This window comes from Flagellimonas olearia (genome assembly GCF_004150225.1).
In the GTDB taxonomy this organism is placed as follows: domain Bacteria; phylum Bacteroidota; class Bacteroidia; order Flavobacteriales; family Flavobacteriaceae; genus Flagellimonas; species Flagellimonas olearia.
This window is the reverse complement of the sequence record NZ_ML142907.1, coordinates 85,769-110,434: the sequence shown is the minus strand read 5'-3', so window position 1 is coordinate 110,434 and position 24,666 is coordinate 85,769. Positions and strand designations below refer to the sequence as shown.

Sequence of the window (24,666 nt, the reverse complement as noted above, 5' to 3'; positions counted from 1 at the left end):
CGTATCGAGAAATGTCATCCCAAAAACTTGGCCTTGAGCTCGGGGGTAGGAATCATACAGGATTCTTGTTTTCCAAACCATTTATAGCGATTTCGGGCCACAAAATCATACATGGCATCCCGAAAAGGTTTGGGTAACCAAGTGAAAATCGCCAAAAGTTTCCAACCACCACCAAAACTTTGACCTATTTCCAATGCTGCGTCCGATTTGGTATAGTAGGCCACACCGGGTTCAATAAGGATAATGGAATCCACTTGGGAGGTATCAATGCCCCGCTCTTCAATCATCTTTTGGCCTACTTCGCTTTGTAGGGCGGTATACCGGAAGATATCCTTTTTGTCCCGTTTGATCACAAACTGGACCGAACTGTTGCATAGGTTGCAGACACCGTCAAAGAGGATTATTTTTTTACCTTCTTCCATACTGCAAAGATACGATGACTTCCTGTTAGAGCCTAATGCGCCATATAGTCATAAAAAGCTTTTGAAATGTCCGCCAATTGTTGGGTTCCTTTGTCTGAATCCTGGATGTTTTTACTGAGCAATACCAACACATAGCTTTGCCCATCGGGTAAATATACGATACCTGCATCGTGGTGAACCCCGGTAATCCAACCTGTTTTGTGGGCCACTTCAACATTTTTTGGCAAATCACGAGGAATAAGGTCGTTGAATCGTTGATCTTTTAAAATAGCGATCATGTCATTGCAGTCTTCCTTTGTTCCTGCTTTATTGGTGGCAATCGCTTCCATAATGATCAACAGGTCTTTTGCCGTGGTGGAATTGCTCAATCCCAAATCATAGGCCTTTTGATCTTCCACTCCGCGCAACACTTCAATGTTCTCGGCGCCCAAGTCTCTCATGGTAGCGGTTACTTTTTTGGCATCCACCAGCTCTATCAGAACATTGGTGGCAAGATTGCCGCTAACCGTTATCATATTGTACATTAGATCTTTAAGGGCCACCTGGGTATTGATCTTGTTATATATTACATCGTCACTATCATCACCAATATCCATACTGTAGGAACTGCCATCTACAATACTTTTGAACTCATTTATTAGAAGTATGGAATCGTTTAGGTTGATTTTACCTTCTTCTTTTTGTTTAAAAAGCTCGATCATTACGGGAACCTTCATGGTACTGGCTGCATGGAACTCTTCATTTTCATTGATGTATAGGGTATCGCTGGGGTCTGAAAGGTTCAGGAACGCCACGGCCACATTCCCTTCAATGGAATCGATTTGGGCATGGACCTTATCTTCCAAAATTTCTTTTTTGGTGGGTTTTGGCTGACATGCGGTGAAGAAACAAAACAAAGGGATGATTAGTGATAAACCTTTGATGGTTAGCATTTTGTAAATCCGTGGCATTGTGGTCCTTGTATTCAACTGTTCAAGTTTGATATCTAGTTTTGACATAGATTATGGTTGGTTTTCTTCGCTGGTAAAGCAAATGGTCTGTAAGGTACAATTTTACAATAGCAGCAAATCTCTATTTCGGTCATTCCACTTTTTTAGCTTCGTGATCACCTCCTTGGTGGAGGGTCAAACTGTTCACCTCTCCATTTTCATCTTTGTTGAATGTTAGCTTGATATCCGCATTTACCAAACTGAATTTGTTCTCTTCAAATGGAATGATTTCATTTTTCCCCTGTCCCGTGGCCTGGGCAAATATCGTATCATCTTCCTTAAAGATCGTGATGATGAAGTTTGGAGCCAGTTCGTATTTGCCAAGGTAGGTATCGGTAACGGAAGCATCTAGTTCTATTTTGGTCAGGGTTGGGATGGGCAACTCGGTACGTTCCAAATCCATGTCGTACCCCGTACCCTTTGCGGTAACAGAAGCAATAGTATTATTGGCGTCCCGGATAAAATGAAGCGTGGTAACGCCGCCTCCTTCAAAGAAGAACTTGTCCTTTTCAAAAGGGGATATCTTGAATTTGCTCCCCCCGGTCCTCATGGAAAAAAGTTGTCCGTCCTCAAAGGTGATGATACGTTGGTTTTTCTTATCCGGTCCATACACCGCCTCATAACTTCGCATAACATCTTCAGGCAGGGTTATCGGTTTCCATGAAAATGGCTTTCCAATGGCCATTGCCGCCATTTTTGTGGCGATGTCCCCAGGAGAGTTACAGTTGCAATTGGAAAACACCGCAACGAACAACTTTTCTTCCGGCAGGAATATGGAACTGGTTAAATACCCGTTGATTCCCCCTCCGTGGGATATCATTGGGCTTCCTTGGACATTGCCAACTCCCCATCCATAGCCATATCCTGTTTTTTCTCCATTGTTCAATTGGTAGGTAGATTGTGCTTCGATCCTTGAGGCTTTGGAAATGACCTTGTCTTCCATGACCGAGCTATACCATTTATAAAGATCATCAACGGTGGAAAGCAACGACCCGGCCGCATAGGGCTGTGTCATGCTCAAGAAATCGGCATTGATAAGTTCACCATCCCTTTTGTCGTACCCATAGGCCCTATCCTTGATGATTCTGGAAGGGGAACCGTAGTAGGAATTGGACATTTTTAATGGTTTGAAAAAGTTGCTGTCAATATAGGTTTCATACGTTGTGCCAGACACTACCTCGATGATATGGCCAAGGATAAAATAGGCCGAATTGTTGTACCGCCATTCTTCTCCTGGATCAAAATCCATGGGTTGGTCCTTGAAGAAATCTATCAATTCCATGGGGGTAAAATCTTTTTTCCGGACTTCGGCATCCCAGGTCTCCATTCCGGTGTAGCTCTTGATTCCGGAGGTGTGGGTAAGTAAGTGCTTTATGGTGATTTGATGTCCGTGGGTAGGGTAGTCTGCAATGTATTTGGTGATATCGTCATCCAAGCTCAGTTTTCCTTCATCCCTGAGCTTCAAGATAGCGGATGCCGTGAACTGTTTGGTAATGGATCCTATCCTGAAGACATTTTCGGGTTTCATTTTTACGCCGAGTTCCATGTTGGCCATCCCAAAAGCCTTACGGTACAAAACCTTACCGTTTTTAACGACCAAGGCCACCGCACCGGCCTCATCTGCCTTGAAAACTTTGGTCATGAGCGAATCAAATTCCGCACTGGGGTTTTGGGGCAGGGCAATTTGAAAAAAGAATGCTGAAAGAATGGCGATTAGGGTCCTTTTCATTATTGACAGGTTTTAAAATTAGTGGCACACAAAAAATAATCTTGTGGTAGGTGGGGGAAGATTGGATTTACGTTTTGAAGTTATGAATTTATGGTGACAATCACATGTAGTTTAATCATGAATGGCATTCGTTTCTACTTCTATATGCTCGGTTAGTTTTTTCCCAAACTTGACCCCTAGGTTGATCAGTCCACTGGACGAATAGTGAAGGTCATCCTCCCATTTTTCCAAATCATCCGTGTCAATAAGATAGGTATTGGGCAATTCTTGAGTTATTCGAATTTGTGCGCGAACGACAGTGTCAAGAGCTGGGTATCTATCCGGTGGGGGATTGACTTTTCCGAATATAACAGGCAAATCGGGACTGTTGAGGTCTTTTCTAATGGAGTTGACCAACGATGCAAAGTTTTGGTAGTACTCCACCCCGGCTGCGGGAATTCGAGCATCCCGTTCACCTTGCATCCAAAGTAGGGCCCTAAACCTAACATTATGTCCGTTGGTCAGACTATCGGTTAGCATGATCAATCTTTTGTACATGTTCCCAAATTCGGGATGTCCTGTGATTTCAGCTTTTTGTGCGTCGTAATTGGGTGACCAGTCCAGTAGGGAAGCTCCCCCAATGGCGTATTTAATCAGCAGAAATCTTCTGTTCGGATAGTTTTTGCTTAATTCCGTGGAGAGGCCAACTTCGGGTCCAAAATTACCTTGGGGAGGGCTCAGGTTCGGATTTGCACTAAAGTCGAATAAGGTTATATTGGGAAAGCTCATCGGTTCAAGATCTATGAGTTTTCCCTGTCCAACCATATTGGATTGACCTCCCATTAGGATCACATCATACTCCAACTGGTCCGATACCCCATCAGCATACTTGACTTTTGGAGTACTGGAACAACTCAAAAGAAGGGTGGTGGATAGGGTAATGACCAAGAATCGCAGTTGCGTCATTTTCTTTAAGCTTATGGGGTAATATGGTTTTACAATGCCCAGCATCTATTCCCGTGCAGCTTTAAACTCACTGCCATCGTACCATTTTGGGAAATAATCTTCATTGGCCAATTTGAATCCCACAGTAAAGAGTAATTGAAGGTCCAATTGTATTCCGCTCAATTCTGTGGTTTCCGGGTCGTATTCATCCGAGGGTTGATGGTATTTATACATACGATAGTGGTCATTGTACTTTTTGATGTCCTCAATGCTGATCTCAAATCCTTCGTAGGCACCACTTGCATATAGGGCGGGTATTCCAATTTTGGCAAAATTAAAGTGGTCCGACCTAAAGAAGTATCCTTTTTCTGCCTCTGGGTCAGGGATGACATACCTGTTCTGTTTTTCGGCAGCTTCCTTGGCATATTCATCCATTTCGGAATGGCCATAACCGGTAATGGTCAGGTCTTTCATTTTTCCTGGACTGTCCAGAGCGTCAATATTGATGTTCGCCACCGTTTTTTTAGGGTCGTAAATGGGGTTTTCCGCATAATATGCCGACCCCAAAAGGCCTTGCTCTTCCCCGGTTACTTCAATGAACACAATGGAACGCTTTGTGTCACCACTTTTCTTGAATGCTTCCGCTATGGCCAATAAGGCCGCAGTTCCGGATGCATTGTCCACCGCACCGTTATAAATGGAATCCCCATCAATAGCCTTGCCAACCCCAAAATGGTCCCAATGCGCTGAGTAGATGATATATTCATCTTTCCGTTCCGTTCCGGGCAATAATGCCACTACATTTTTGGAAACATCCTTTTTAATGGTATTGGTAATGCCCACCGAAACCGTTAGGTCCAACGGGATTGGGTTGAAATCTTTGTTACGGGCCAAGGTCTTGTAGTCTTGACCTTTGATGGAAGAAGCATCGAACATTTTTTGGGCACTTTCCCCACTGATCCATGATTCGACATTTAATAGGGGCAGATCGCTTTCTATGGTCAAACGGGAACCGCTCCAGCCAGCTTCCACCACATTCCACCCGTACGCGGCCGGTTCGGTGTCATGGATGATGATGAGCCCATCGGCGCCTTGCCGGGCAGCTTCCTCATATTTATAGGTCCAACGTCCATAATAGGTCATTTCATTGCCTTTGAACAAGGTGGAGTCCCCGGATTTAAAGCCTGGGTCGTTGATCAATACTACGGCTGTTTTACCTTTCCAGTCAACACCTGCATAATCATTCCATTCATATTCCGGGGCAACAATGCCATATCCGGCAAAAACAAGTTCCGAGTTTTCCAACCCCACTTCGGCAACGGGTTTATTGGTCGTGGCCACAAAATCCTTTAGGCGCTCCAAGTTTATGGAGGTGTTTTTCCCGGAAATCACCATGTTTTCGGAAGGCGTTCCCGTAATTTCAACCATGGGAACATCTTGGAAAAAGCTATCGCCATTGCCCGGTAAAAGGCCCAATTTTTCAAATTCATCCTTTAAATAGTTTACGGTCTTTACCTCACCCTCCGTGAAGGGTTTTCTTCCCAAGAATTCATCCGATGCCAAACGTTCCATATGATGGGCAAGTGTAGTCTGGTCCACTTCAACTGGGGTTGCTTCTGACTTTTTGTTGTTTTCACAACTGGCAAAAAGTATCACCGCCACCAGAACTTTCAAATAACTCTTTATCATGGTCTTGTATGTTTAGGTTTAATCATTTCAATGTTTTGCGTTCTTTATAGGTCCCATTTCCCTCCACTTCTGGTGAATTCAATTCCATTTTTCAAGCAGAGCGCGATCAATTGGGCAGGAGCATGAATTTTTGTAACATCGAAGAACGAAACAAATCTTTTTCCAGCTTTTGTATGGACCATAAGTTGACAATTTCTTCGAAACCCTAAGGAGAGATGGACTTTTTCAATATCAGAAAGGAGGATATCCTTTTCCTGCTTGTCAATAAGGACAAACGGTCTTGAAATGGTCAATCTGTCTTCATAAAACTTGAATTCCCAAGCCAGAATACGCTTGATCAGATGCACCATCAATACTAGGGCGGTAATTCCCACTATCACGACTTTCCATTTCCATGGTGCTTTTCCGTATAGTTCCACCAAATAAAAAAGCGATAGAATCAATGAGGCAGAAACCAATATTGCTCCCAAAGGGAACAGTACGTTTTGTTTTAAAATAAAAACTGGCTTGTCTTTCAAAATTGCACCGCAACTTGTTTAGAGGATGTATTTTATATCACAACACCTACAAAATAAGCATAAAATCGATGCAATGGGGCATCTTGGAATTTTACCTGATGGGAACAGGGATAGTTTTCCCATAAATGCAAGCTATCGGATAGGAGAATATTTTGCGGAAGGGGGCGGATTAGGGGATTTCAGTTCAAGTTCATTTACCTCTTTGTCGACTTTTATCCATTCCACTCGATTGTCAATGTCCTTGGCCATAGGACTGACCATCATGAATAAGCTGGTCAGATAAGTAACCTCCACAGTTCTTTTGTTGTACCCCAAAGCGCCAACGTCCTGCACTTGAAACTCTACTTTTTTGAAGTCCAAATGACCGTTCTGATAAAGTACTTTCTGTGTTTTCCAAGCTGATGAGGAGTACACGATGTTTAAAGGTCCGATGATCAAGATTCCTACCAAGGCCAATGTGGGAAGTGTTGAACCAATGGTTCTCCCTTTCCTTGTTCTGAAAGCCCACAGGTTCCAAAGCAAGGTCAAGGGCGACAAAGCCATGATCCCGAAATACGCAAACGACTTTATCGCCTGGCTTTTAATTTCAAAGGAAGTCAGCATGTCCAGAACAAAAAGTAGCAGGATCAGAATGAAAATTCCGTTAAGGATTCTCGATATGTATTTGGTAGTCGTCATTTTTTCAACGCCATATGTAGAATCGGGTAAGGTTTCCCGGAAGAGTCCAATTCAGAGCGACCAATGACTTCAAACCCACAATGTTGGTAAAACCCAACGGCCTGTTCGTTCACATCTACTTTGGTAACATTGAGGTTTTCCATGGCGTGATCCAGCAATGATTTGCCTATTCTCTTACCACGGTGTTCAGGATCAATGAACAGCATTTCCAAATTCTGCTCCGCAGCACCGAGGAAACCCAAAATGTTGTTCTCGTCATTCCTCATGCACCTCAATTCCACGGCATCCAAATAGGTGTTCAGGATCAATGGTTTAAAATATTCGATGTCTTCTTCTTTTAAAAAGTGATGGGTAGCCCTGACAGAAGATTCCCAGACCCGTACCACTTCTTCATATTCCGTTTTAAGTATTCTATCTATTTTCTGTTTCATTTTTATGATTATCGTCAACTTTTTATATAAAAAGTACATTTAAATATCCCAAAATAGGTGTAATTGATCATAATTTGGTTTTACTTCATGGGAATTGGACCATATTCTCCCATAGAAGCGAGTGACACAAGAGGCCATTTTGTGGGATCCGAGGATTGATTTTTCATTTTTTGGCACTCCGTTTTTATTCAATCGTTTCCATCAGTTCAGGGGCCAATCCTGCAATATGTGCGGTCAGTTTGCCAAGCGCGGAAATATTTGATAGAATAATGATGCCATTTTTAGTTTCGGTGTTCAAGATCATGGAAGATGTATATCCGCCCGTACCGCCGTTATGCCAGTCCCAAACTTCGCCAGAATCCATTTTGATCAAGCCCCAAGCCAAGCCTGTTGAGTAATATTCGTCCACGGTAAAATGCTTTGCCCTGGTCAATTTTAATTCTCGGTTGGTATCATCGAACTGGGCAATGGCAAATTTTGCCAGATCTTCAATGTTGGACAATATTCCTCCAGCACCCATATGCGCGGCCATATCCCAATTAGGGACAGGATTGCCCGTATCGTTCAATCCCTCTACAAGGATTTCCTTTATGCGGTCACGATTGGTTGTAGAGCCGGGCATGTGATATTTGGAAAATATTCTGGTCTGCATCAAATCTTCATATGTGGTATTGTCAATTTTCTCCAGCAGATAACCCAAAAGACCAAAACCCAGATTGGAGTAGGAGGACGCTGCCCCTGGTTCACCGATGAGTTCCAGCTTTTCGGTAAGGTAAAGTCTCAATTTATCCTCTTCGAAGTCCTTGTACGGATTCTCCAAACTCAGATCTGGGGAGCTTAGGCTGATCGGTACGCGGGGCAGCCCCGAGGTATGGGTCGCCAGTTGTTTGAAAGTAATCTGAACATTGTTCTTCAGCGAAAAATCAAGATGTTCATTAATAGGGTCATCAAGGTGGATTTTCTGGTCCACAACAAAATCGGCAAGTAAGGTGGCCGTAAAAACCTTTGTGATGGAGCCTATTTCGAAAACTTTCCCTGAATTGTCATAGGGTATAACCGAATCTTTTTCCTTTTTGAACCCCAAAAAGTGTACGTTCCCATTTTCAATTAGTGCAATTGATAATTGTGCTTGGTTGGGGAGTGTGTCCATGCAATGGGTAATGAGCTCTGATTGCTTTTCTGAGAGATGGATCTTCTCCGTCTGTTTCGTTGTTGAGGTTTCCAATTGTCCATGTCCAGAGAAATATGTCAGCGCAAAAAATGTTATCCAGAGGTAGTTTTTCATAGGATTATTAAAGTGTATCCCCCGTTTATTTGATCAATGAAACTTTGTTTTGGTTCTCTGTCACTATGGATCATAATCCTTGTTGTGGGCCGTTTTGTTTTTCCAATCTTTCAAGGATACTGCCTTCACGGTAACCAGTCCATTTGTCAATAATTGTTCCTTCCGGATTTATTAAAACGAAGGTTGGTATTCCTTGAACCCCATATTTGATCGATGTTTCGCTATACCTGCCCTTTCCATCGTAAATACTGTTCCAGGTGACTTTATCGCGTTCCAAGGATTCTAGCCAAACCTCCTTTTTAGGGTCTTGTGTAAAACTGACTATTTTCAGGGAATCGGAGTGTTTTTCGCTTATTTCAACCAATTCGTCCGCAGCCTGGATACAAGGACCGCAATACGCTGCCGTAAAGTCAAGAAGGGTATATTCTCCTCTAATATTTGAAAATTTTACGGTTTCTCCTTTTTGGTTCACTCCTTCAAAATCATGAAAGGCATCTCCAATCTCAGCGATATTCTCCCTTAGATATACTTCAACTACTTTTGCATATTTGCTCTCCTTTATTTCAGGGGTATAGCTATTGAATATCTTCTGAACGGTGTCTTTTGGCAATTTATTTTTTAGAAAGCCAAGTTGCATTACACTTATATAAGTATTGGGATGGGATTTTACATAGTCAACTTGTGAGGCATCTGTAATACTGTCAATTTTTCTGATTTTCTTCCAAATTTCAGCCCCTGCTTCTTGTTGTTTTTCTTGGGGGAGACCCAAAAAGACTTGGACCAAGGAATCTCTTTTTTTATTGTTCTCTTTGGTGAGGCTTTGTGCGTAAGCAAAATCTTCATGGGTTTTTGAACCTTTGACATCCACGTCCCAAGGAAAATCTGTAATATCTGCTTTGACAATGATATTCTCATTTCCAATAAGTAGATTGGTATAGATGAATTTTTTGTCCACGGTTGCGTTCAACCAGATATGTTCAGGTGGACTGGCCAAGTTTCCTTCAAACGTAAAGGTGTTGTTTTTGACTGTGGCACTATCAAAAACCGCATCGGTCGCCATGTTTCTCAGATAGAATGTGGTTCCATCGGGAAATCCGGTTACCTGTCCGGATATGGTGAACGTTTCCTCTTTGTTTTCTTTGTTGTTACAAGCACTTAGGGCAATAATAAAGGCTGTAATCAATGTTAATTTGGCGAATATTTTCATGCTCTTTAATTCAGGTTGAATTTTTTCTATTGGCTCACATTGGTTTCGGATAAACATCAGTTACTTGCCTACAAGATACAACATTGTGGGAGTGAAGCCTTTATTGGACAACCCAAATACGTCAATCTCGGACGCACCGCACCGAGAGTCCACCAAGGGTTTTGACATCGTACCGGAACACTTTGGATTTGATGGACATGTCTGGGCCGCCATAACTGATGTCCCATCCCCATACTTTACCATTTACACCGGCAGGAGTGGACGACCACCAGAAAGCGAAATACCCCAAGACGTCATAACCATTGTTTCTGCGAATACCTGCAGGAAGCGCATTGAACCCACTGCTGTTGGTGCCATTTCCACCTTCTTTCCAGCCATTGGTACTTTTTAGGGCTTCACCGGCCTTATCCGTGCCGCCAAATTGGTCCACCAAAAGGGACCATTCGGTATCCGTTGCCAAATGCCAATCACAGGGGCAGGCTTTTATCGCTGATTCCCAAGTGTAGAGCAAGCCCAGTTCTTTCCGGTTGTCCTCATGGTCATCATACGCGTAACTGCCCGGCATCTTGTAGTTGAGGTTTTGGGCCATCCAGGTATAGGTGGTGCCCGTAGAAGCATTTTTAAAGCTGATGGTCGTATAGGTCTGGCCATCGCGCGGGTCCGTAAAGGTGCCTGTGGATTGTGCAATTCCAGTGCAGGCAAAAAGCAGAATGGAAATTGAGATGAAAATGTGCTGTCTCCTCATGGTGTGTATGGTTTTGGCTTTACAGGACCACAAGAAATAATCTTGTGGGAGTAGGGGAAGTTTGGAATCCATGTCTCCAAAATACTCTAATTAAATGAAATAGCGGCTTGGATGGGCAGCCAAACCGCTATTGCTTGTACATGTTGTATAGATTAGTACTTGTTTGATTTTCTCAAATTTTTAAACTGCTTGACCATTTTTCCAAAATTCTTGTCCTTTTTGCGTTTTTGAGCTACGGTTGATTCAAAATGTTCTTTTTCCCGTTTCATTTTCAGGTAATTTTCATAGAACAATTTATCCACCTTTCCACTTTCAACAGCCGCCAGAACAGCACAATCCATTTCGATGGTATGGGTACAATCCTTAAACTTGCAGTTTTTGGATAGCTCAACAATTTCTCCAAATGTTTTTTCCAATCCCCCAACTGAATCTGAGATACCCACTTCCCTTATTCCGGGATTGTCAATGATAATTCCACCATTTTCAAGAACTATCAATTCCCGGTGTGTGGTAACGTGTCGTCCTTTGTTGGTGCTTGTGCTGATCGTATTGGTTTTCATCAGTTGTTTGCCCGAAAGATTGTTCAGAAGGCTTGATTTTCCAACGCCTGACGAGCCCAACAAGCAGTACGTTTTGCCCTGTACGATATATCCTTTCACTGTCTTGATTCCTTTTTGGGACGTATTGCTTATGGCCATAAGCGGTACGTGCTTCACTCTTTCTTGAACTTCCGATATCAAATCGGACAAAGCAGTTTCGGAAATCAAATCAATCTTATTGAGAATGATGATCGGTTGTACATTCGATACATTGCAAATGGTCAGATACCTTTCTATTCGATTGATATTAAAATCCCTGTCCACTGCTTGTACAATAAAAGCAAAGTCAATATTGGTCGCTATGATCTGATTTTCCCCTTTTTTGCCAACGGCCTGTCTTTTAAGGATAGTTTTTCTTGGCAAAATAGCGTGTATGAGCACTTTATGGTCATCATATTCAGAAATGGCGACCCAATCGCCCACAGCGGGAAAATCTTCACGAGAATTTGCGGTATATCGTAGGTTCCCTGTGATTTCTGCCTCAAATTCGCCGTTTTCCGTTTTAACCATATACCTCTCCTTGTGCTCTGAAATAACTCTCCCGATTCCAAAGTCTAAAAGATTATGTTGGATCCTTAGTTTTTCTATGTTGTTGTTATATCCAAAATGTTCCAATTTCATATTCTGTGTGTTTAAACCATTGTAAACACTACGGTATTTATATTCATATAAATACAAAAGCGCCCACAATGCCTATGATTATTTGTAAAATGTAAATAGATGATACTACCTCAGATGATTACCTGAGGAAAAGAAGGGAGATAGTCAAAGAAAATTGACTATCTATTTTACAATATCCGAATATGATATTACAGCTGTACTGAACATAAAATGTATTGGGGTACAAAATTACGAATTTCCTTTATAAAGGGTTAAATAAAGGAGTGTTTTTGTATTAAGCCCAACGGTTTGGTTATGCGCAGTGTCCCGGAGGGCATTGCGTATAGGTTTTGTTGCGCATAGTTATTTTTCCAGTTTTCTTTCAAATTTTTCCAGCGTAATTTCTTTCCGCCACCAAGAGTATTCTCCGTATGCTATTTTCTTATCATAATCCACTTCCAAATAGTCATTCCAACAAGAGAAAAAGTCGTAATCTCCGTTTTGTTCATCTTCGGAATCACTTTCTATTTTGGAAGGTGCAATTAGATAGTATTTTCCGACTTTAAATTCCGCAATATATGGTCAGCATAACATTCCGTTGTCGCCCCAAATTTTGAAACGTTTTCGGGTTTCAGAGCCTTTATATTTTTTGATTATTTCTACAGTTATTGAATAAGGCATTTTTCCATCATAGCCATGAATTTCGTTTTCTAAAAAGTCCGAATATTCAATTACTTTGATTAGTGCAACGAATTCCTGATTATCCGAAATCGCCCCGAATCTGCAATTCCAATTACATTCGCAAGAACAAGCGAAAGATTTCATTGAAATCAGAAGTATAAATATTATCAGAATTCGTTTTTTCATAATCATGCATAACTTGTTTATATAAGCATAAAATACATCTATATACCTCAATATAGGCATAAAACTAGTGTAATGGGTCATCCTTTATTTCTGCATGACTAAGGTATGGCTTACTAATTTCCCCCATTCCTTTCTTGTAACCAACCCTTTAACCCAAACGATTTCAAATAGTTATAAACCTGTAACCAATTAAAATGTATATTTGGAGTGCGAAACATATCTTAATAGCCACGCCCCCAACCTCAACATATCTTGAATAAAGATACGGGTGAGAGTCCCTAGACCTTTCAGAGCTTGTCTTTGGTGTGTTTCGCGGTGACCTATCCCATTTGTTTAACTTTTTAATTCTTTTGTTATGCGAAGAAGAGAAGGTCAAGCGTACTGCCCACACTGCAAAGGTGGCGGTGCCGAGGACACGGCGCCAAGCGCCCCAACACATGTTACTTTATTGAGCCCTGCCCAGTTAAAGTTGCTGGAGTACACCCATTATCTGGATGCCCCGGAATTGGTCAAGGCCCTAAAATTGGTGCACGACACCACCCTGTACCACACCCATGAACCCTTGGACGAAGCGGAAAAGGACGCTCTTTTCAACATCAAGGGGCTGTGGGAGTGCCTGGAACAGATCACGGAGTGATTTTAGGGGATAGGAAATAGGGGTTAGGAGGTTGGTGGTCATTTCGAACCCCTGTCCCGAGCTTGCGAGGGATCTAGGGAATGTGAGAAATCTATTTTCTTGGCTTTCCGACACGAATGGCACCAATGTTCACAGATTGCAATGTGCTTGTCATGTCGAGCGCAGTCGAGACATCATTGGGATTTCTCGTCGTCCCGACAGTCATCGGGACTCTGTCGAAATGACGTTGCGGGCCTTATGGTCATCTCGAACTTACCGAAGGGAATGTGAGAAATCTATTTTTTGGCTTTCCGACACGAATGGCACCAATGTTCACGAACTGCAATGGCCTTGTCATGTCGAGCGCGGTCGAGACATAATTGGGATTTCTCAATCGTCGTTACCCTCCTCATATCGAAATGACTTGGGAACGGTTTTCTTATTTGCGTTTTGGCATTCCGACACGAATGGCACGAATGTTCACGAATTGTAATGTGTCTGTCATGTCGAGCGCAGTCGAGACATCATTGGGATTTCTCGTCGTCCCGACAGTCATCGGGACTCTGTCGAAATGACGTTGCGGGCCTTATGGTCATTTCGAACTTACCGAAGGGAATGTGAGAAATCTATTTTTTTGGGATTTCTCAATCGTCCTTCCCCTCCTTATATCGAAATGACGGCCGCACCTACAGCGTATTCAAAAAGGTGATAAGGTCCGTGTCCTTGTCCAGATCCAATTTCTTTTTAAGGCGGTATTTGGATTTTAGGATACTGTCCGGTAGCACGTTCAGGGTGGCAGCGATTTCCTTGGTGGTAAGGTTCATGCGCAAAAAGGCGGCCAGGCGTATCTCCTTTTCCGAAATATCGGGGTAGAGCGTCTTGAGCTTTTGGTCAAAGTCGTTGTGCACCTCGGCAAAATAGGTCTTAAAGACCTCCCAGTCCTTGTCCGAGGCATTTTCCTTTCTCAACAGCATCACAATGCGGCGGAACTCCGTCTTGAACTTTTCGGGGGACGATTTAATGTTCTCGAGGTTTTCCTTCAACTCTTGGATAAAGGTGTTTTTCTGTACCAAATGCAGGGTCTGGCTGGCCAGTTCCTTCTTTTTGTGCGCGATTTCCTGTCGGTAGATTTCTTCCTGCTTTTCACGGGCGATGCGGTTTTTCTTCATCCGCTGCCGAAACCCAAAGAACAACAACCCACTAACGGCAATAAAGGAGAACATGCCCCCCGCGTAGAGACCTTTGGTGAGTCGGTCCACTTTGGCCTTTTCGTTCAGGGTGTTGATCTCTTCCTGTTGCAGGGCAATCTCGGCTTCTTTCTGCTCGGTCTCGTAATAGGTGTTCAGGTTCTCGATTTGCTTGGACTTTTCCGTATTGAACAGGCTGTCGTTCAGGGCCTGATATTTCTTCTGGTCCTCCAGGGCCTTTTCAAACTGGCCGTTTTTTTCATAGGCCTTGGCGCGGTAATTCAGTCCATTAAGCAAATAATAGCCGGTTTTAATGGAATCTGCCAAGGCAATGGACTCATTTAAATAGCGAAGGGCGGTGGGGATGTCGTTCTTTTCCATGTAGGTCTTTCCAATTTCCCCCAACACACTTACCACATTGTCGGAGGAGTTGTTGGTCCGATTGATCTTTAGGGCATTGAATTGGTATTCCAAGGCTTGGTCCAAGTCTCCCTTTTGACGGTATACCATGCCCACATTGGCCAAGACATTGGCGGTATTGTCCAGATAGTTGAATTCCTCGCTTATTCTCCGGCTTTTTTGGTAGGCCTCAAGGCCCTTGTCCAAATCTTCCATTTCCACATAGGCATTGCCCAGGTCGTTCAGGACATAGGATTGGTAGAGGTTGTCCGAGGTTTCCTCGTAAATCGCCAAGGCTTGGCGGAAATATTCTATGGACTTCTCGTAATTCCCCTGAAAGTAGTTCAGCTTGCCAATGTCCCTTTGTATATCGGCCCGTCTAAAGGGTTCTTCATCAATGGTGTCCAGAACGGCCAATGCGGCTATATAGCCTTCCATGGCACGATCATACTGCCCCATATTGTTGTAGAAGCGTGCCGTATTGCCCAGGGCGATGCCGTAGTTGAGGTAGTTTCCCAATTTTTGGTAGAGCGGTAGGAGGGAATCGTTCAGTTTTATGGCGCCCATATAATCCCCTCGGTCCCCCTTGATGCTGGCCTGACCGGAAATGGAATTGGCCAAGGTGTTCCCAAAGTTGTTCTTCAGGCTGATTTCTGCCGATTTCTTCAAAAAGTAGTTGGCGGAATCCGGTGTATTGGTAATCAGGTGATAGTTACCCAATCCGTAGTTTCCCAAGGCAATACCATTGGCATAGTTCTCCTTTTGGGAAATGTCCAAGATTTTCAAGGCGATGTTCTTTGCCTCTCCCGGTTCCATATACAGCTGCATATTGAACATGTCCCGCAACAGTTCCACTCGTTCCGTAATATCGGTGGAGGCCTCATAGGCCACTTGTAGACTATCCATCTTTTTGTTGGTCTGGGCTTCCAGGGAGAAACCACAGAGCAGCATACCTACGATGGTCCAGGAGATTGATTTCATTTTTGGTCGAGGTTGATTCAATTACAAGGTACATAGATTTCACATTGCCATGCAATAGGGGATGAAGGGTTGATTTTGGCCTTGTCCATACGTTGTCCATGGCTGTCCTTGTTGAGGTGATGCTTTAAAATGTATTTAATTAATTGATAATCAGTAGTTTAAATTGAATTTAAGTAGTTCCGAAAAAACAGGCCGTCCATAGGGTTTTGAGATGGAATCCATGGATGCTGTCCATGCTTTGTCCATATCCATAAATAGGAACAGATAAGATGGGCCTCTAATTTCGAGAGTGTTGAACCCATAAAACCAAGTAGTTATGAAAACAATTGTAAAAAAATTAAATGTGTGGACCCTATTCATTTGGGCCATGACTTTATGCATTGCTGTTTCGTGCAGTAAAGACAGCGGAACCGACCCGCCCGTGGAAAACGGGGGCGAGAATGGAGGTGAGAACGGCGGGGAAGAGAACAACAATCTCGAAGACATTAACTCTTCCATTGCCAGCCTTACGTACAACTCTGATGAGCTCCTGAATGTACAGGATACGGGAGGAGCCGCTGCCGAAAGAACCATGAATTCAGACAACACTACCAATACGGGTCCCACCTTGGGCCAATTGTTCGAGTGTAGGACCATGGAGTATAGCTTGGAATCCAACTACGACGATGTGGCCATTTTGCGGCCCACCAATGGTGTGGTATACCCAGGTGCCTTGGTTATAGGCAATGCTGGGATGCTGGACGGTGCCCCGGACCCCTTGGCATTGGACCGTGCCCCGGTGACCCTTCGTTTGGACCTGCCCGGGATAGGAACCCAAGGTAATATTGTGGTGGACAATCCCACCAATTCGTCCGTGCAGTCCGGTATAGATGATGCCTTGGAATGGTGGAACGCCAATGCCTATCAGGATGGTTATGTGAATGCATCCAATTCATCCTATCAAGCTTCGGAATCGTATTCCTCCAAACAATTCAGTATGGATGTGGGATTGAACTTGGAATGGGCCACAGGCTCCTTGGCTTCCCAGTTCGATTATGAGAGCACTACCGTAAAGCGCTATGCCGGAGTGGTGTTCAAGCAGGTTTTTTATACAGTGACCATGGATACCCCAAGTTCACCAGGCAGTGTTTTTGACCCTTCGGTGACCCAGGCTCAGGTTGATGCCGCCATTGGTTCCGATGCCCCGCCTGCTTATGTAAGTTCGGTATCCTACGGCCGTATCATTATGGTGCGTATGGAAACCACCAATACGGATACCTCCATTGAACTGGATGCCGTCCTGGAATATGCAGGGGGTGTAAGTGGGGTAGGGACCGTAAATTCTACCTATGATGAGATATTGAAAACCTCAAGCGTTACGGTGGTGACCATCGGTGGAAATGCCGAAGCAGCCTCAGAAGCCATCAATTTAGCGGATATCGACTCAGGATTTGGGTCGCTCAACAGTGTGATCACCGGGGAAAATGCGGTTTATAGTCGGGACAATCCCGGTGTGCCTATTGCCTATACTATCCGGTACCTTAAGGACAATTCGCTTGCCAAAATGGGCTACACCACAGACTACAGGGTGGAAAGCTGCCAAACTTTTAAGTACGACCATGCCAGTGTGGATGTGGATAACAACTCCATTTTTGATGTCAGGTACCGATTTGTCTACAAGATTGCAGGGACCAACAATACGGTCATTGGAGGGTATTATACGGTGAACAACGGTCAACGTTCGGTTAAGAGTCCACCTGATGGTGCTCATGATGTTGAGGTAGAATTCCAGTTCCAGGATGCCTTTATATGGCGGCAACTGGGCAGTCCAAGGTCCTATGGCTACCTGAGCAGTCAGAAGTGTTTTGAGGTGACCAACAACCTATTGCTGCAAATCACCTTGGCTCCCATTAGCTGTAATTGATATAGTGTCGACAGTCGGCCGCTCAGGTGGGGTTCAACTACCTGATGCCGGCTGTTGTTTTTATTTTCAAGTACCCGTTTGACACGAATTGCACAAATTTTCACGAATTACAATGTGCTTGTCATTTCGAACTGAACAAAGGGAATGTGAGAAATCTATGTTTTGGCTTTCCGACTCGAATTGCACCAATGTTCACAAATGGTTTTGGTAGTACTAGAGGGAGTGGGGGGAGATCTATTCCCCCCATTTTTGTAATCGGGCCAAGTACAAATAGTCTTCCACAAACTGTCTGTGTTCTGGACTGGTCATTTTTTCAACCAGATTCAGGGCCGAAATATAACTGGTCAGGTTTCCGTTGGAGGAACTGAACTTTCCGTCTTCCACAAAAGTGACCACAGTATCATCCTGGACCTTTAAATTGGGATAGTTCTCCTGTAATTCCTTTCCACCGCCGATATAGGTAACGATTTTATGTCCGTCTGCAATCCCGGATTCCCCAATAAGTTGGGCTCCTGCACAATTGCTGACAATGTATTGGGTCTCCTCGTTTTTCCTTTGGATGAATTCTATCATTTTTTTGTTGCGTACCTGGGCATACATGTCATAACCACTAGGAACGAATAATGCTGTGAGCTTGGGGCAATTTTCAAAAGTATAATCAGGGACAAAATGCATGCCTTCCTCGGTGGTGATGGGTCTTTCGGTTTCCGCAATGGTAACCACGTTAAAGAGCTGCTCCATATCCTGGTTCGGTTTTCCAAAAACATCCGATGTGGCAATGACCTCTCCCTGCAAAACGCCATTGAACATGAGAAGTCCTATGGTGGGCAATTCTGGATTGAAGGGTTTTAAGTGTTTGGTGAGTGTATCCGAGGGTACATCCACATAATCAGTTTGTTCAGTCTCAGGGCTGGATTTTGATTTTTCGGTATTGCAGCTCAAAAGAATGGCAGCAAAGAATAGGGGAGCAAGTAGTCCTAAATGTTTCATGTTATGTGTTATTTCTTTCTGTGGGTTTAATGATCATTCTAAAATATTGGTCCTTGTAGATGTAATATCCGAGCCAGTTGTATAGCGTGCGAACCTTGTTTTTAAAGTTCACGAGGCCCATGATGTGTACAAAGATCCATATAAGCCAGGCGCTAAAGCCTTTTAAAGACTGTTTCTGTCCGGGGAAATCCAACACGGCCTTGTTTCTACCAATAATGGCCAAGGAACCTTTATCGGTATAGCGGAACGGTTTCCAGTTTTGGTCTTTTCTTTTCAAGTTATCGGCCAAGTTTTTTGCTTGTTGTAATGCCGGTTGTGCCAATTGTGGATGTCCCTTGGGATAATTTTCATCCCCGACAACCAAGGCACAATCTCCCAGGGCATAAATGTTTTCACACAACTGGACTTGGTTGAAGGAGTTTGTTCTTAACCGTTTACCGGCCCCAAAACTGTCTTTTGGAAAGCCTTCAAAGGTTTTGGCGGATACCCCTGCGGCCCAAATCAGGTTTTTGGAGGGAATCTCTGTACCGTTGGACAATTGTACGGTTTCCCCATCAAAATCCTTGACCAGGGTGTTCATGGTCAGGTTAACGCCCAATTCGGACAGTTTTTTGGCGGTATAAGTCTGGGCACTTTTGGACATAGCGGCCAAAACGGAATCTTGACCATCGATGAGATGGATCTGCCCAAGGTCTTTCTTCTGCAGTTCCGGATAATCCTTGATGATGATGGTGGTCTTCATTTCGGCCAGTATGCCCGAAAGTTCAACTCCCGTAGGCCCTGCACCGGCAATGACAAAGGTGAGGTATTTTTTTCGCTCTTCCCCGTCATCGATTCGGGTGGCACGGTCCAATCGGGTCAGAATGACATTTCTAAGGGATAGGGCATCACTGATGGTTTTCATGGGCAGGCTATACTTTTCAATGTTGCCATTCCCAAAAAAGTTGCTTTCCGTGCCCGTGGCCATCACCAGGATATCGTATTCCAGTTCTCCGTTGCTCAATAGTATTTTGTTTTCTTCAGGAACAATCCGTTCAAGGGAGCCCAACCGAAATCGTACGTTCTTCAATTTCCTCAAAATCTTTCGGAAAGGATAGCTTATGGCCGATGGTTCCATAAAGCCGGTTGATACTTGGTAGATCAAGGGCGGGAAAAAATTGTAATTGTTACTGTCTACCAGAGTGATATGGTAAGCATCCGAATTTCCCAATTGTTTTACAAGTTCCAGACCTGCAAAACCTCCACCTACCACAACAATTTTTTTAGCGTCCGCCATGTTCTGACTTTTTCCCGTATTTGCGTGATACAAAGGTTGTCAAACGAAATTCAATAAAAATTAAGCTGGTTTAAGAAAATCACTTTTTTTTGATTTCACTCAGGTATTCTGGAGTTAGGCCAAGAAAACTGGCCAACACATATTGGGGTACACGTTGCACAAATTCTGGGAAACTATTTCGGAAACTGAAGAACATCTCTTCCTTGGAAAGACTATGGATATATTTGATACGCATAAGGGCCGCACCGTAGGCCGTTTCCAGAATGGCCCTATAATATTTCTCCATCTTTGGGAACTTTTCCAGCAGCTCCTGGTATTTTGAAAAGGAGATGGATAAAACCGTTGATTTCTCCAAAGTTTCCACATAGAAATTGGAGGGTCTTTGGTTTTGAAAGGCCAGAAAATCGGTCAACCACCAGGTCTCCATGGCAAACTGGGTGGTTTTGGGGTTGCCCAAATCATCGATGAAGTAAAGTTGCAAACATCCCTTTGCCACAAAAAATATAGTATCACAGCGTTTTTCTGCATGAAGTAATTTTTCTTTTTTGCGATAGGATTGAATATTAAAAAAACGTGCAATCTCCGATAATTCCTCCTCTGAAAAGTTGACGTAGCTGCTGATATGTTCTGTCAGGATCTGTTCGCTCATGGACTAGGGCATAACAAGCAGTAAAGATACGCATCTGTTCGCTGAGTTTTCCAATCTTAGCAAACCTGAACTTTTAATTAATTTTCTCCATTTGGACCCAGAACGGAAATATCTTTTTTTTGTCCACAAGATAATAGGGCAGTATTTCACATTCCATGTCTGGGAGATAGACATTGTTCATTTCAATACTATCCGTAATGGGGCCTTGCACTTTTTTTCTAGTGACCACATTCCCTGCTTCAAACAATAAGTTTCCTCCGGTTGCCACGGGTTTGATGAACTTCAGCTTTATGTGGTACACCCCGGCGTTGACCTTTACGTTCCATTTTCCATAGATTTCCTCCTGATTCCAAATGCCCCGTTCCCCATCGGCATCATTTCTGTTCAATATGGTGGGGTTCTCGTTGGCATTTCCTATTTCAATGCGGGGAGGGTGCATAAGGTTCTCTGAGGAAATCAGTTCATAGTACAAGGCATCCAGATCCGTTTTGAAAGTTTTCGCAAGCTCGGTGTTTTTTGAAATGATATTGGACTGTTCATAAGGGTCCTTTTTTATGTCGAACAATTCAAATTCGGTAATAGGGGAATCATAGGAGGTGTGCCCCACCAACTTATAATCTCCTTTCTGTAAGGCAATGTTGTTGTATAGTTCGGGATAACGACGGGTCCAGTAGAAGAATAAATATCTTTCCGGCCATTTAGGGTTTGAAGAATTGATCAAGGGAACCAGACTACGCCCATCCACTTTTTTGGATTTCGGCAGGTCCACATGGCACAGTTCCGCAATGGTAGGCAATAGGTCTATGTGGGCTGCTGCTGTTTCCACCTCTTTGTCAGCTTTAAATGCTGGGTTTTTTATAAAAAAGGGAACCCTGACACCTCCTCTGTAGACACTACCTTTCTTTCCCCGCATACCCGCAATATATCTGGATTGTTGAGGACCATTGTCCGTCATAAAGATGATGATGGTATTGTCCGCAATATTCAGTCTGTCCAGAGTGTCCAACAATTTGCCCATATTTTCATCAATATTGGTGACCATGCCATACACTTTTCGGGCATCTTCCTTATCTTTTTCAGACATATGGGGAAACGGTCTGCCATCATGGTCAAATCCCGAAGCAGGGTCTATGTCCTTATACATTTCATAGTATTTATCGGGCACTTGCAGGGGTGTATGGGGCGCATTGAAGGATAAGTAGCAAAAGAAAGGACGCTCCTTGTTTTCTTGGATGAAATCCATGGCCTGTTCGGCAAAGATGTCTGAGCAATACCCCGTATAGGCTTCCTGCACTCCGTTATGCCAAAGTACGGGATCAAAATAGCTTCGGTCTCCCTTAAAGTAGTTGGTAACATCTCCCACTTGTCCCATGCCTCCGGCCAGATGGATGACCGATTCGTCAAAACCTTGATCGTTGGGCCTGAACGGATAATTGTCCCCCAAGTGCCATTTACCAAAAATACCCGTACGGTAGTTGGCTTGCTTGAGCATTTCGGCAATTGTCACCTCATTTTGGGCCATGGTGGCCCCACCATTGTACGTGTCCCTGATGCCGGTACGCAAACTGTATCTGCCTGTCATGACACTGGAACGTGTTGGCGCACAGACGGGGGATACATAAAAATTATTGAAACGGACACTCTCTTGGGCAAATTTATCCAAGACAGGTGTTTTTACATGCGGGTTGCCGGTACTCCCCAAATCGCCATACCCTTGGTCATCGGTTATTATAACGATTACATTAGGTTGCTTTGGAGTTTGGGCAAAGGCCAAATGGACCATACAAAAAAGGAGTGTCAGGAGGGGCAATGCGATTTTTCTCAAGGCGTCAAAGTTTTGTCTGTCAACCAATTTCGTTGAAAAATCCTTTAAAAGCAAACAACATGTATGATGAAACCGTGGAGTTGTTGGGATGTCCTCCGGTTTTTACTTTACAACACCCATTTTTGTTCTCTTTCCGTGGCGTCGAGTATATCAATGCCGAAGGCCAGTTTAAAATGTTTTGCGACCTTGAAGGCATCTTCTTTGTCAAAGGTTCTATAAAAGGTCTTATGCCTATTTCCTTCATAAAATAGGTTGATAAGGAACACCTCATCAGAAAATGAGGTAGAAGCCCCCAAAGAGTTTACCCGTTGTTTTTGTTTTCCTTTAAAAACCGAAATATAATCGAACTTCGGAGTAGGTTTCCAGTGGCCGAAATGAATGGCGAAAATTGACCAAACATTTCGATATGTATTGTTGTCCAGATTTACTTGTGTACCCTCTGTGGATGATAGATATACCGCGAATGATATCATAAAAAAACCGAAAAGCATACTTTGATATGCAATAACATAAAACGCAAAAACAAAAATTACGATTCCAAACAATCTCTTGAACAGGGAAACAGGTTTTAAATAAGTAATGAAATCGCTCATAGTTATAAGGTTTATTTTGGGATGGTATTATTGCTTTAATTGCTCCAATCTATATATGGCATTTTGGCTTTGAGGGTTCAATGCCAAGGATTTTTCAAAACTTTCAATGGCTTTTTCCGTGTTGCCCAAGAATAAATAGCCCTCCGCCAGACTGTCATGGAGATTGGCAGAATTTGGGAAAAGTCGTGTGGCCAACAAAAACACCTCTATCCCTTGCAAAGATGTTTTTGGGTTGAAGACCAATTGCAGTCCGAGCGTGTTCAAATTACCTTCCGGGATGGTAAAGTCCGGATGAGCTTTTAGTATGGAGTCATACAATTGGGATAGATCTTTATAGTTCTGGACTGAGGCCAAGTCGTTAAAATCCTGAAAGGTGTAGGCTCTTTTTTCTGGTCGTTTGGTGGTTTGGGAGATTAAATCTTGGGTTACGCCATTGCCAGACGGTTCATTGTCCATAAACTGCATGGCATTGTTGTCCTTCTTTAGTGTGGCATCCAAAAAATGTAATGTATAGGCCGCTACCCATTTGTAGGACTCCATGATTTTGGAATCACTTTTGTCCTGTCTCTTGTCCCTATCGGCAAAGAGAATTCCAAGGGTGCTGAAATAGCTATGCGTAAGGTCATGGAACTTGAGTCGGTACGTGGTAGCTTGGGTTATGCTGTCGAACAATGGGAATTTTGTGTTGAGTTCGGCATCGATTTTGTCCTCTTTCAAGACGATGTCGGGAATGTCTTTTTGTGCCATATGGAGGTAGGGGACATCTATTTTGGCCGCTTCAAAAAAGGGAGATTGTTCCAGCAGCCCATATTGATATCTTTCGGTGCCATCCAGACTTATAATGGCTTTTACCATATCATTTCTATTTTGCACGATGATATTGGAAAGGCCACCAAAACTGAAGCCCATCAGGGCAATTTTATCGTAATCTGCCATAGGGAGTTTCCCAACCTCTTTTATCAAAAATTCCATATCCCTGGCCTGGGTCTCCATCTCCTTGGCGTTGTTGTTACTGAACCAACGGGTCTCGGTGCCTCGGCTCAAACTGGATATCACCACAAAACCGTGACTTGCCAAATATTCGCAAAGTGCAAAGTTTTCTATGGAGGACGCCATGAAACTGGGTGCATAGACCACTACAGGAAATTTTTCTTTTCTGAAATCCGCTTTGGAATAAGCCGTTGTATTTTCCTTGAGGTGTTTTTGGTTGGCGGGGGTGTTACGGTAGTAAAACCAATTCAAAATCTGTTCATTGGGCAAATGTTCCCATTCTTCTTCCTCTTTTAGGATTTCAAGGTAATCCAGAACCTGTAATGGCTTTGCATTTTTTGCGTTCTGTTCAGCGGGATACCAAAGGCTTATGGAAATGGGTCGGGCCATTTTTTTGTTGGTATAGTCCATGGCCCTATGGTACGTTCTTGAGCTATCCAGAGTAGGGTAGTGGCGAAACCCCACCTTGTATTTTCCGTTTTCAAGGTTGATTTCCCCAAGAGAGGTTTGAGAAACTATGAGGTTGACTTGGAACAGTATCAGAATTTGTAGAAGGCGTAATCTCATAAGGTAT

General features: G+C 43.4%; 21 protein-coding genes. 2 read left to right on the top strand and 19 right to left on the bottom strand.

Going from position 1 to position 24,666, the window contains the following annotated elements:
- Positions 1-14 precede the first annotated feature (14 nt).
- The 12 genes from DN53_RS00530 to rsgA form a co-directional block, all read right to left on the bottom strand.
- Positions 15-422, bottom strand: coding sequence for a thiol-disulfide oxidoreductase DCC family protein (locus DN53_RS00530; RefSeq protein WP_129652476.1), 408 nt, complete (start codon positions 420-422; stop codon positions 15-17).
- A gap of 32 nt (positions 423-454) precedes the next feature.
- Positions 455-1,267, bottom strand: coding sequence for a serine hydrolase (locus tag DN53_RS00525; protein WP_207211059.1), 813 nt, complete (start codon positions 1,265-1,267; stop codon positions 455-457).
- Positions 1,268-1,502: 235 nt separating this feature from the next.
- Positions 1,503-3,140 (bottom strand): serine hydrolase, encoded by a 1,638-nt coding sequence (locus DN53_RS00520; protein ID WP_129652475.1) that lies wholly within the window; start codon positions 3,138-3,140, stop codon positions 1,503-1,505.
- A 111-nt stretch (positions 3,141-3,251) separates the two neighbouring features.
- Positions 3,252-4,085 (bottom strand): sialate O-acetylesterase, encoded by an 834-nt coding sequence (locus DN53_RS00515; RefSeq protein ID WP_165357203.1) that lies wholly within the window; start codon positions 4,083-4,085, stop codon positions 3,252-3,254.
- Between the two features lie 45 nt (positions 4,086-4,130).
- Entirely contained in the window at positions 4,131-5,753 is a 1,623-nt protein-coding gene (locus DN53_RS00510; RefSeq protein WP_129652473.1) for a M28 family metallopeptidase, read from the bottom strand.
- 44 nt (positions 5,754-5,797) lie between these two features.
- Positions 5,798-6,223 carry a hypothetical protein gene (locus DN53_RS00505; protein WP_129652472.1) on the bottom strand — a complete coding sequence of 142 codons (426 nt, stop codon included), beginning with the start codon at positions 6,221-6,223 and terminating at the stop codon, positions 5,798-5,800.
- Positions 6,224-6,403: 180 nt separating this feature from the next.
- Complete coding sequence (locus DN53_RS00500) at positions 6,404-6,949, bottom strand: hypothetical protein (RefSeq protein WP_129652471.1); 546 nt, start codon at positions 6,947-6,949, stop codon at positions 6,404-6,406.
- A complete protein-coding gene (locus tag DN53_RS00495; RefSeq protein WP_129652470.1) occupies positions 6,946-7,380 on the bottom strand; it encodes a GNAT family N-acetyltransferase in 435 nt (144 codons plus the stop codon). The genes DN53_RS00500 and DN53_RS00495 overlap by 4 nt, the downstream gene beginning before the upstream one ends.
- Before the next feature lie 184 nt (positions 7,381-7,564).
- Positions 7,565-8,665 (bottom strand): serine hydrolase domain-containing protein, encoded by a 1,101-nt coding sequence (locus tag DN53_RS00490; RefSeq protein WP_129652469.1) that lies wholly within the window; start codon positions 8,663-8,665, stop codon positions 7,565-7,567.
- Between the two features lie 70 nt (positions 8,666-8,735).
- Positions 8,736-9,872, bottom strand: coding sequence for a TlpA disulfide reductase family protein (locus DN53_RS00485; protein WP_165357201.1), 1,137 nt, complete (start codon positions 9,870-9,872; stop codon positions 8,736-8,738).
- Positions 9,873-9,993: 121 nt separating this feature from the next.
- Positions 9,994-10,617, bottom strand: coding sequence for an FISUMP domain-containing protein (locus tag DN53_RS00480; RefSeq protein ID WP_165357199.1), 624 nt, complete (start codon positions 10,615-10,617; stop codon positions 9,994-9,996).
- 152 nt (positions 10,618-10,769) lie between these two features.
- Positions 10,770-11,837 (bottom strand): ribosome small subunit-dependent GTPase A, encoded by a 1,068-nt coding sequence (rsgA, locus tag DN53_RS00475; RefSeq protein ID WP_129652466.1) that lies wholly within the window; start codon positions 11,835-11,837, stop codon positions 10,770-10,772.
- Between the two features lie 1,201 nt (positions 11,838-13,038).
- Here rsgA and DN53_RS00465 point away from each other — a divergent pair.
- Positions 13,039-13,320, top strand: a complete 282-nt coding sequence (locus DN53_RS00465) for a hypothetical protein (protein ID WP_129652465.1) — start codon at positions 13,039-13,041, stop codon at positions 13,318-13,320.
- Between the two features lie 665 nt (positions 13,321-13,985).
- Here the strand turns inward: DN53_RS00465 and DN53_RS00460 are convergent.
- Entirely contained in the window at positions 13,986-15,866 is a 1,881-nt protein-coding gene (locus DN53_RS00460; protein ID WP_129652464.1) for a tetratricopeptide repeat protein, read from the bottom strand.
- Positions 15,867-16,182: 316 nt separating this feature from the next.
- Between DN53_RS00460 and DN53_RS00455 the strand changes: the two genes are divergently transcribed.
- A complete protein-coding gene (locus DN53_RS00455; RefSeq protein WP_129652463.1) occupies positions 16,183-17,769 on the top strand; it encodes a thiol-activated cytolysin family protein in 1,587 nt (528 codons plus the stop codon).
- Positions 17,770-18,003: 234 nt separating this feature from the next.
- Here DN53_RS00455 and DN53_RS00450 read toward each other — a convergent pair whose 3' ends face one another.
- The 6 genes from DN53_RS00450 to DN53_RS00425 all read right to left on the bottom strand — a co-directional run bounded on the left by DN53_RS00450 (position 18,004) and on the right by DN53_RS00425 (position 24,659).
- The gene (locus DN53_RS00450; protein WP_129652462.1) at positions 18,004-18,759 is read right to left on the bottom strand and encodes a DJ-1/PfpI family protein; all 756 of its coding nucleotides are present in this window, start codon (positions 18,757-18,759) and stop codon (positions 18,004-18,006) included.
- Between the two features lies 1 nt (position 18,760).
- Positions 18,761-20,035: an NAD(P)/FAD-dependent oxidoreductase gene (locus tag DN53_RS00445; protein WP_129652461.1), complete on the bottom strand. Its 1,275-nt coding sequence runs from the start codon at positions 20,033-20,035 to the stop codon at positions 18,761-18,763.
- A gap of 79 nt (positions 20,036-20,114) precedes the next feature.
- Positions 20,115-20,684: a Crp/Fnr family transcriptional regulator gene (locus tag DN53_RS00440; protein WP_129652460.1), complete on the bottom strand. Its 570-nt coding sequence runs from the start codon at positions 20,682-20,684 to the stop codon at positions 20,115-20,117.
- A gap of 73 nt (positions 20,685-20,757) precedes the next feature.
- A complete protein-coding gene (locus tag DN53_RS00435; RefSeq protein WP_242502037.1) occupies positions 20,758-22,509 on the bottom strand; it encodes an arylsulfatase in 1,752 nt (583 codons plus the stop codon).
- 107 nt (positions 22,510-22,616) lie between these two features.
- Positions 22,617-23,102: a hypothetical protein gene (locus tag DN53_RS00430; RefSeq protein WP_129652459.1), complete on the bottom strand. Its 486-nt coding sequence runs from the start codon at positions 23,100-23,102 to the stop codon at positions 22,617-22,619.
- Between the two features lie 27 nt (positions 23,103-23,129).
- Positions 23,130-24,659, bottom strand: a complete 1,530-nt coding sequence (locus DN53_RS00425) for a tetratricopeptide repeat protein (protein ID WP_129652458.1) — start codon at positions 24,657-24,659, stop codon at positions 23,130-23,132.
- Positions 24,660-24,666 lie beyond the last annotated feature (7 nt).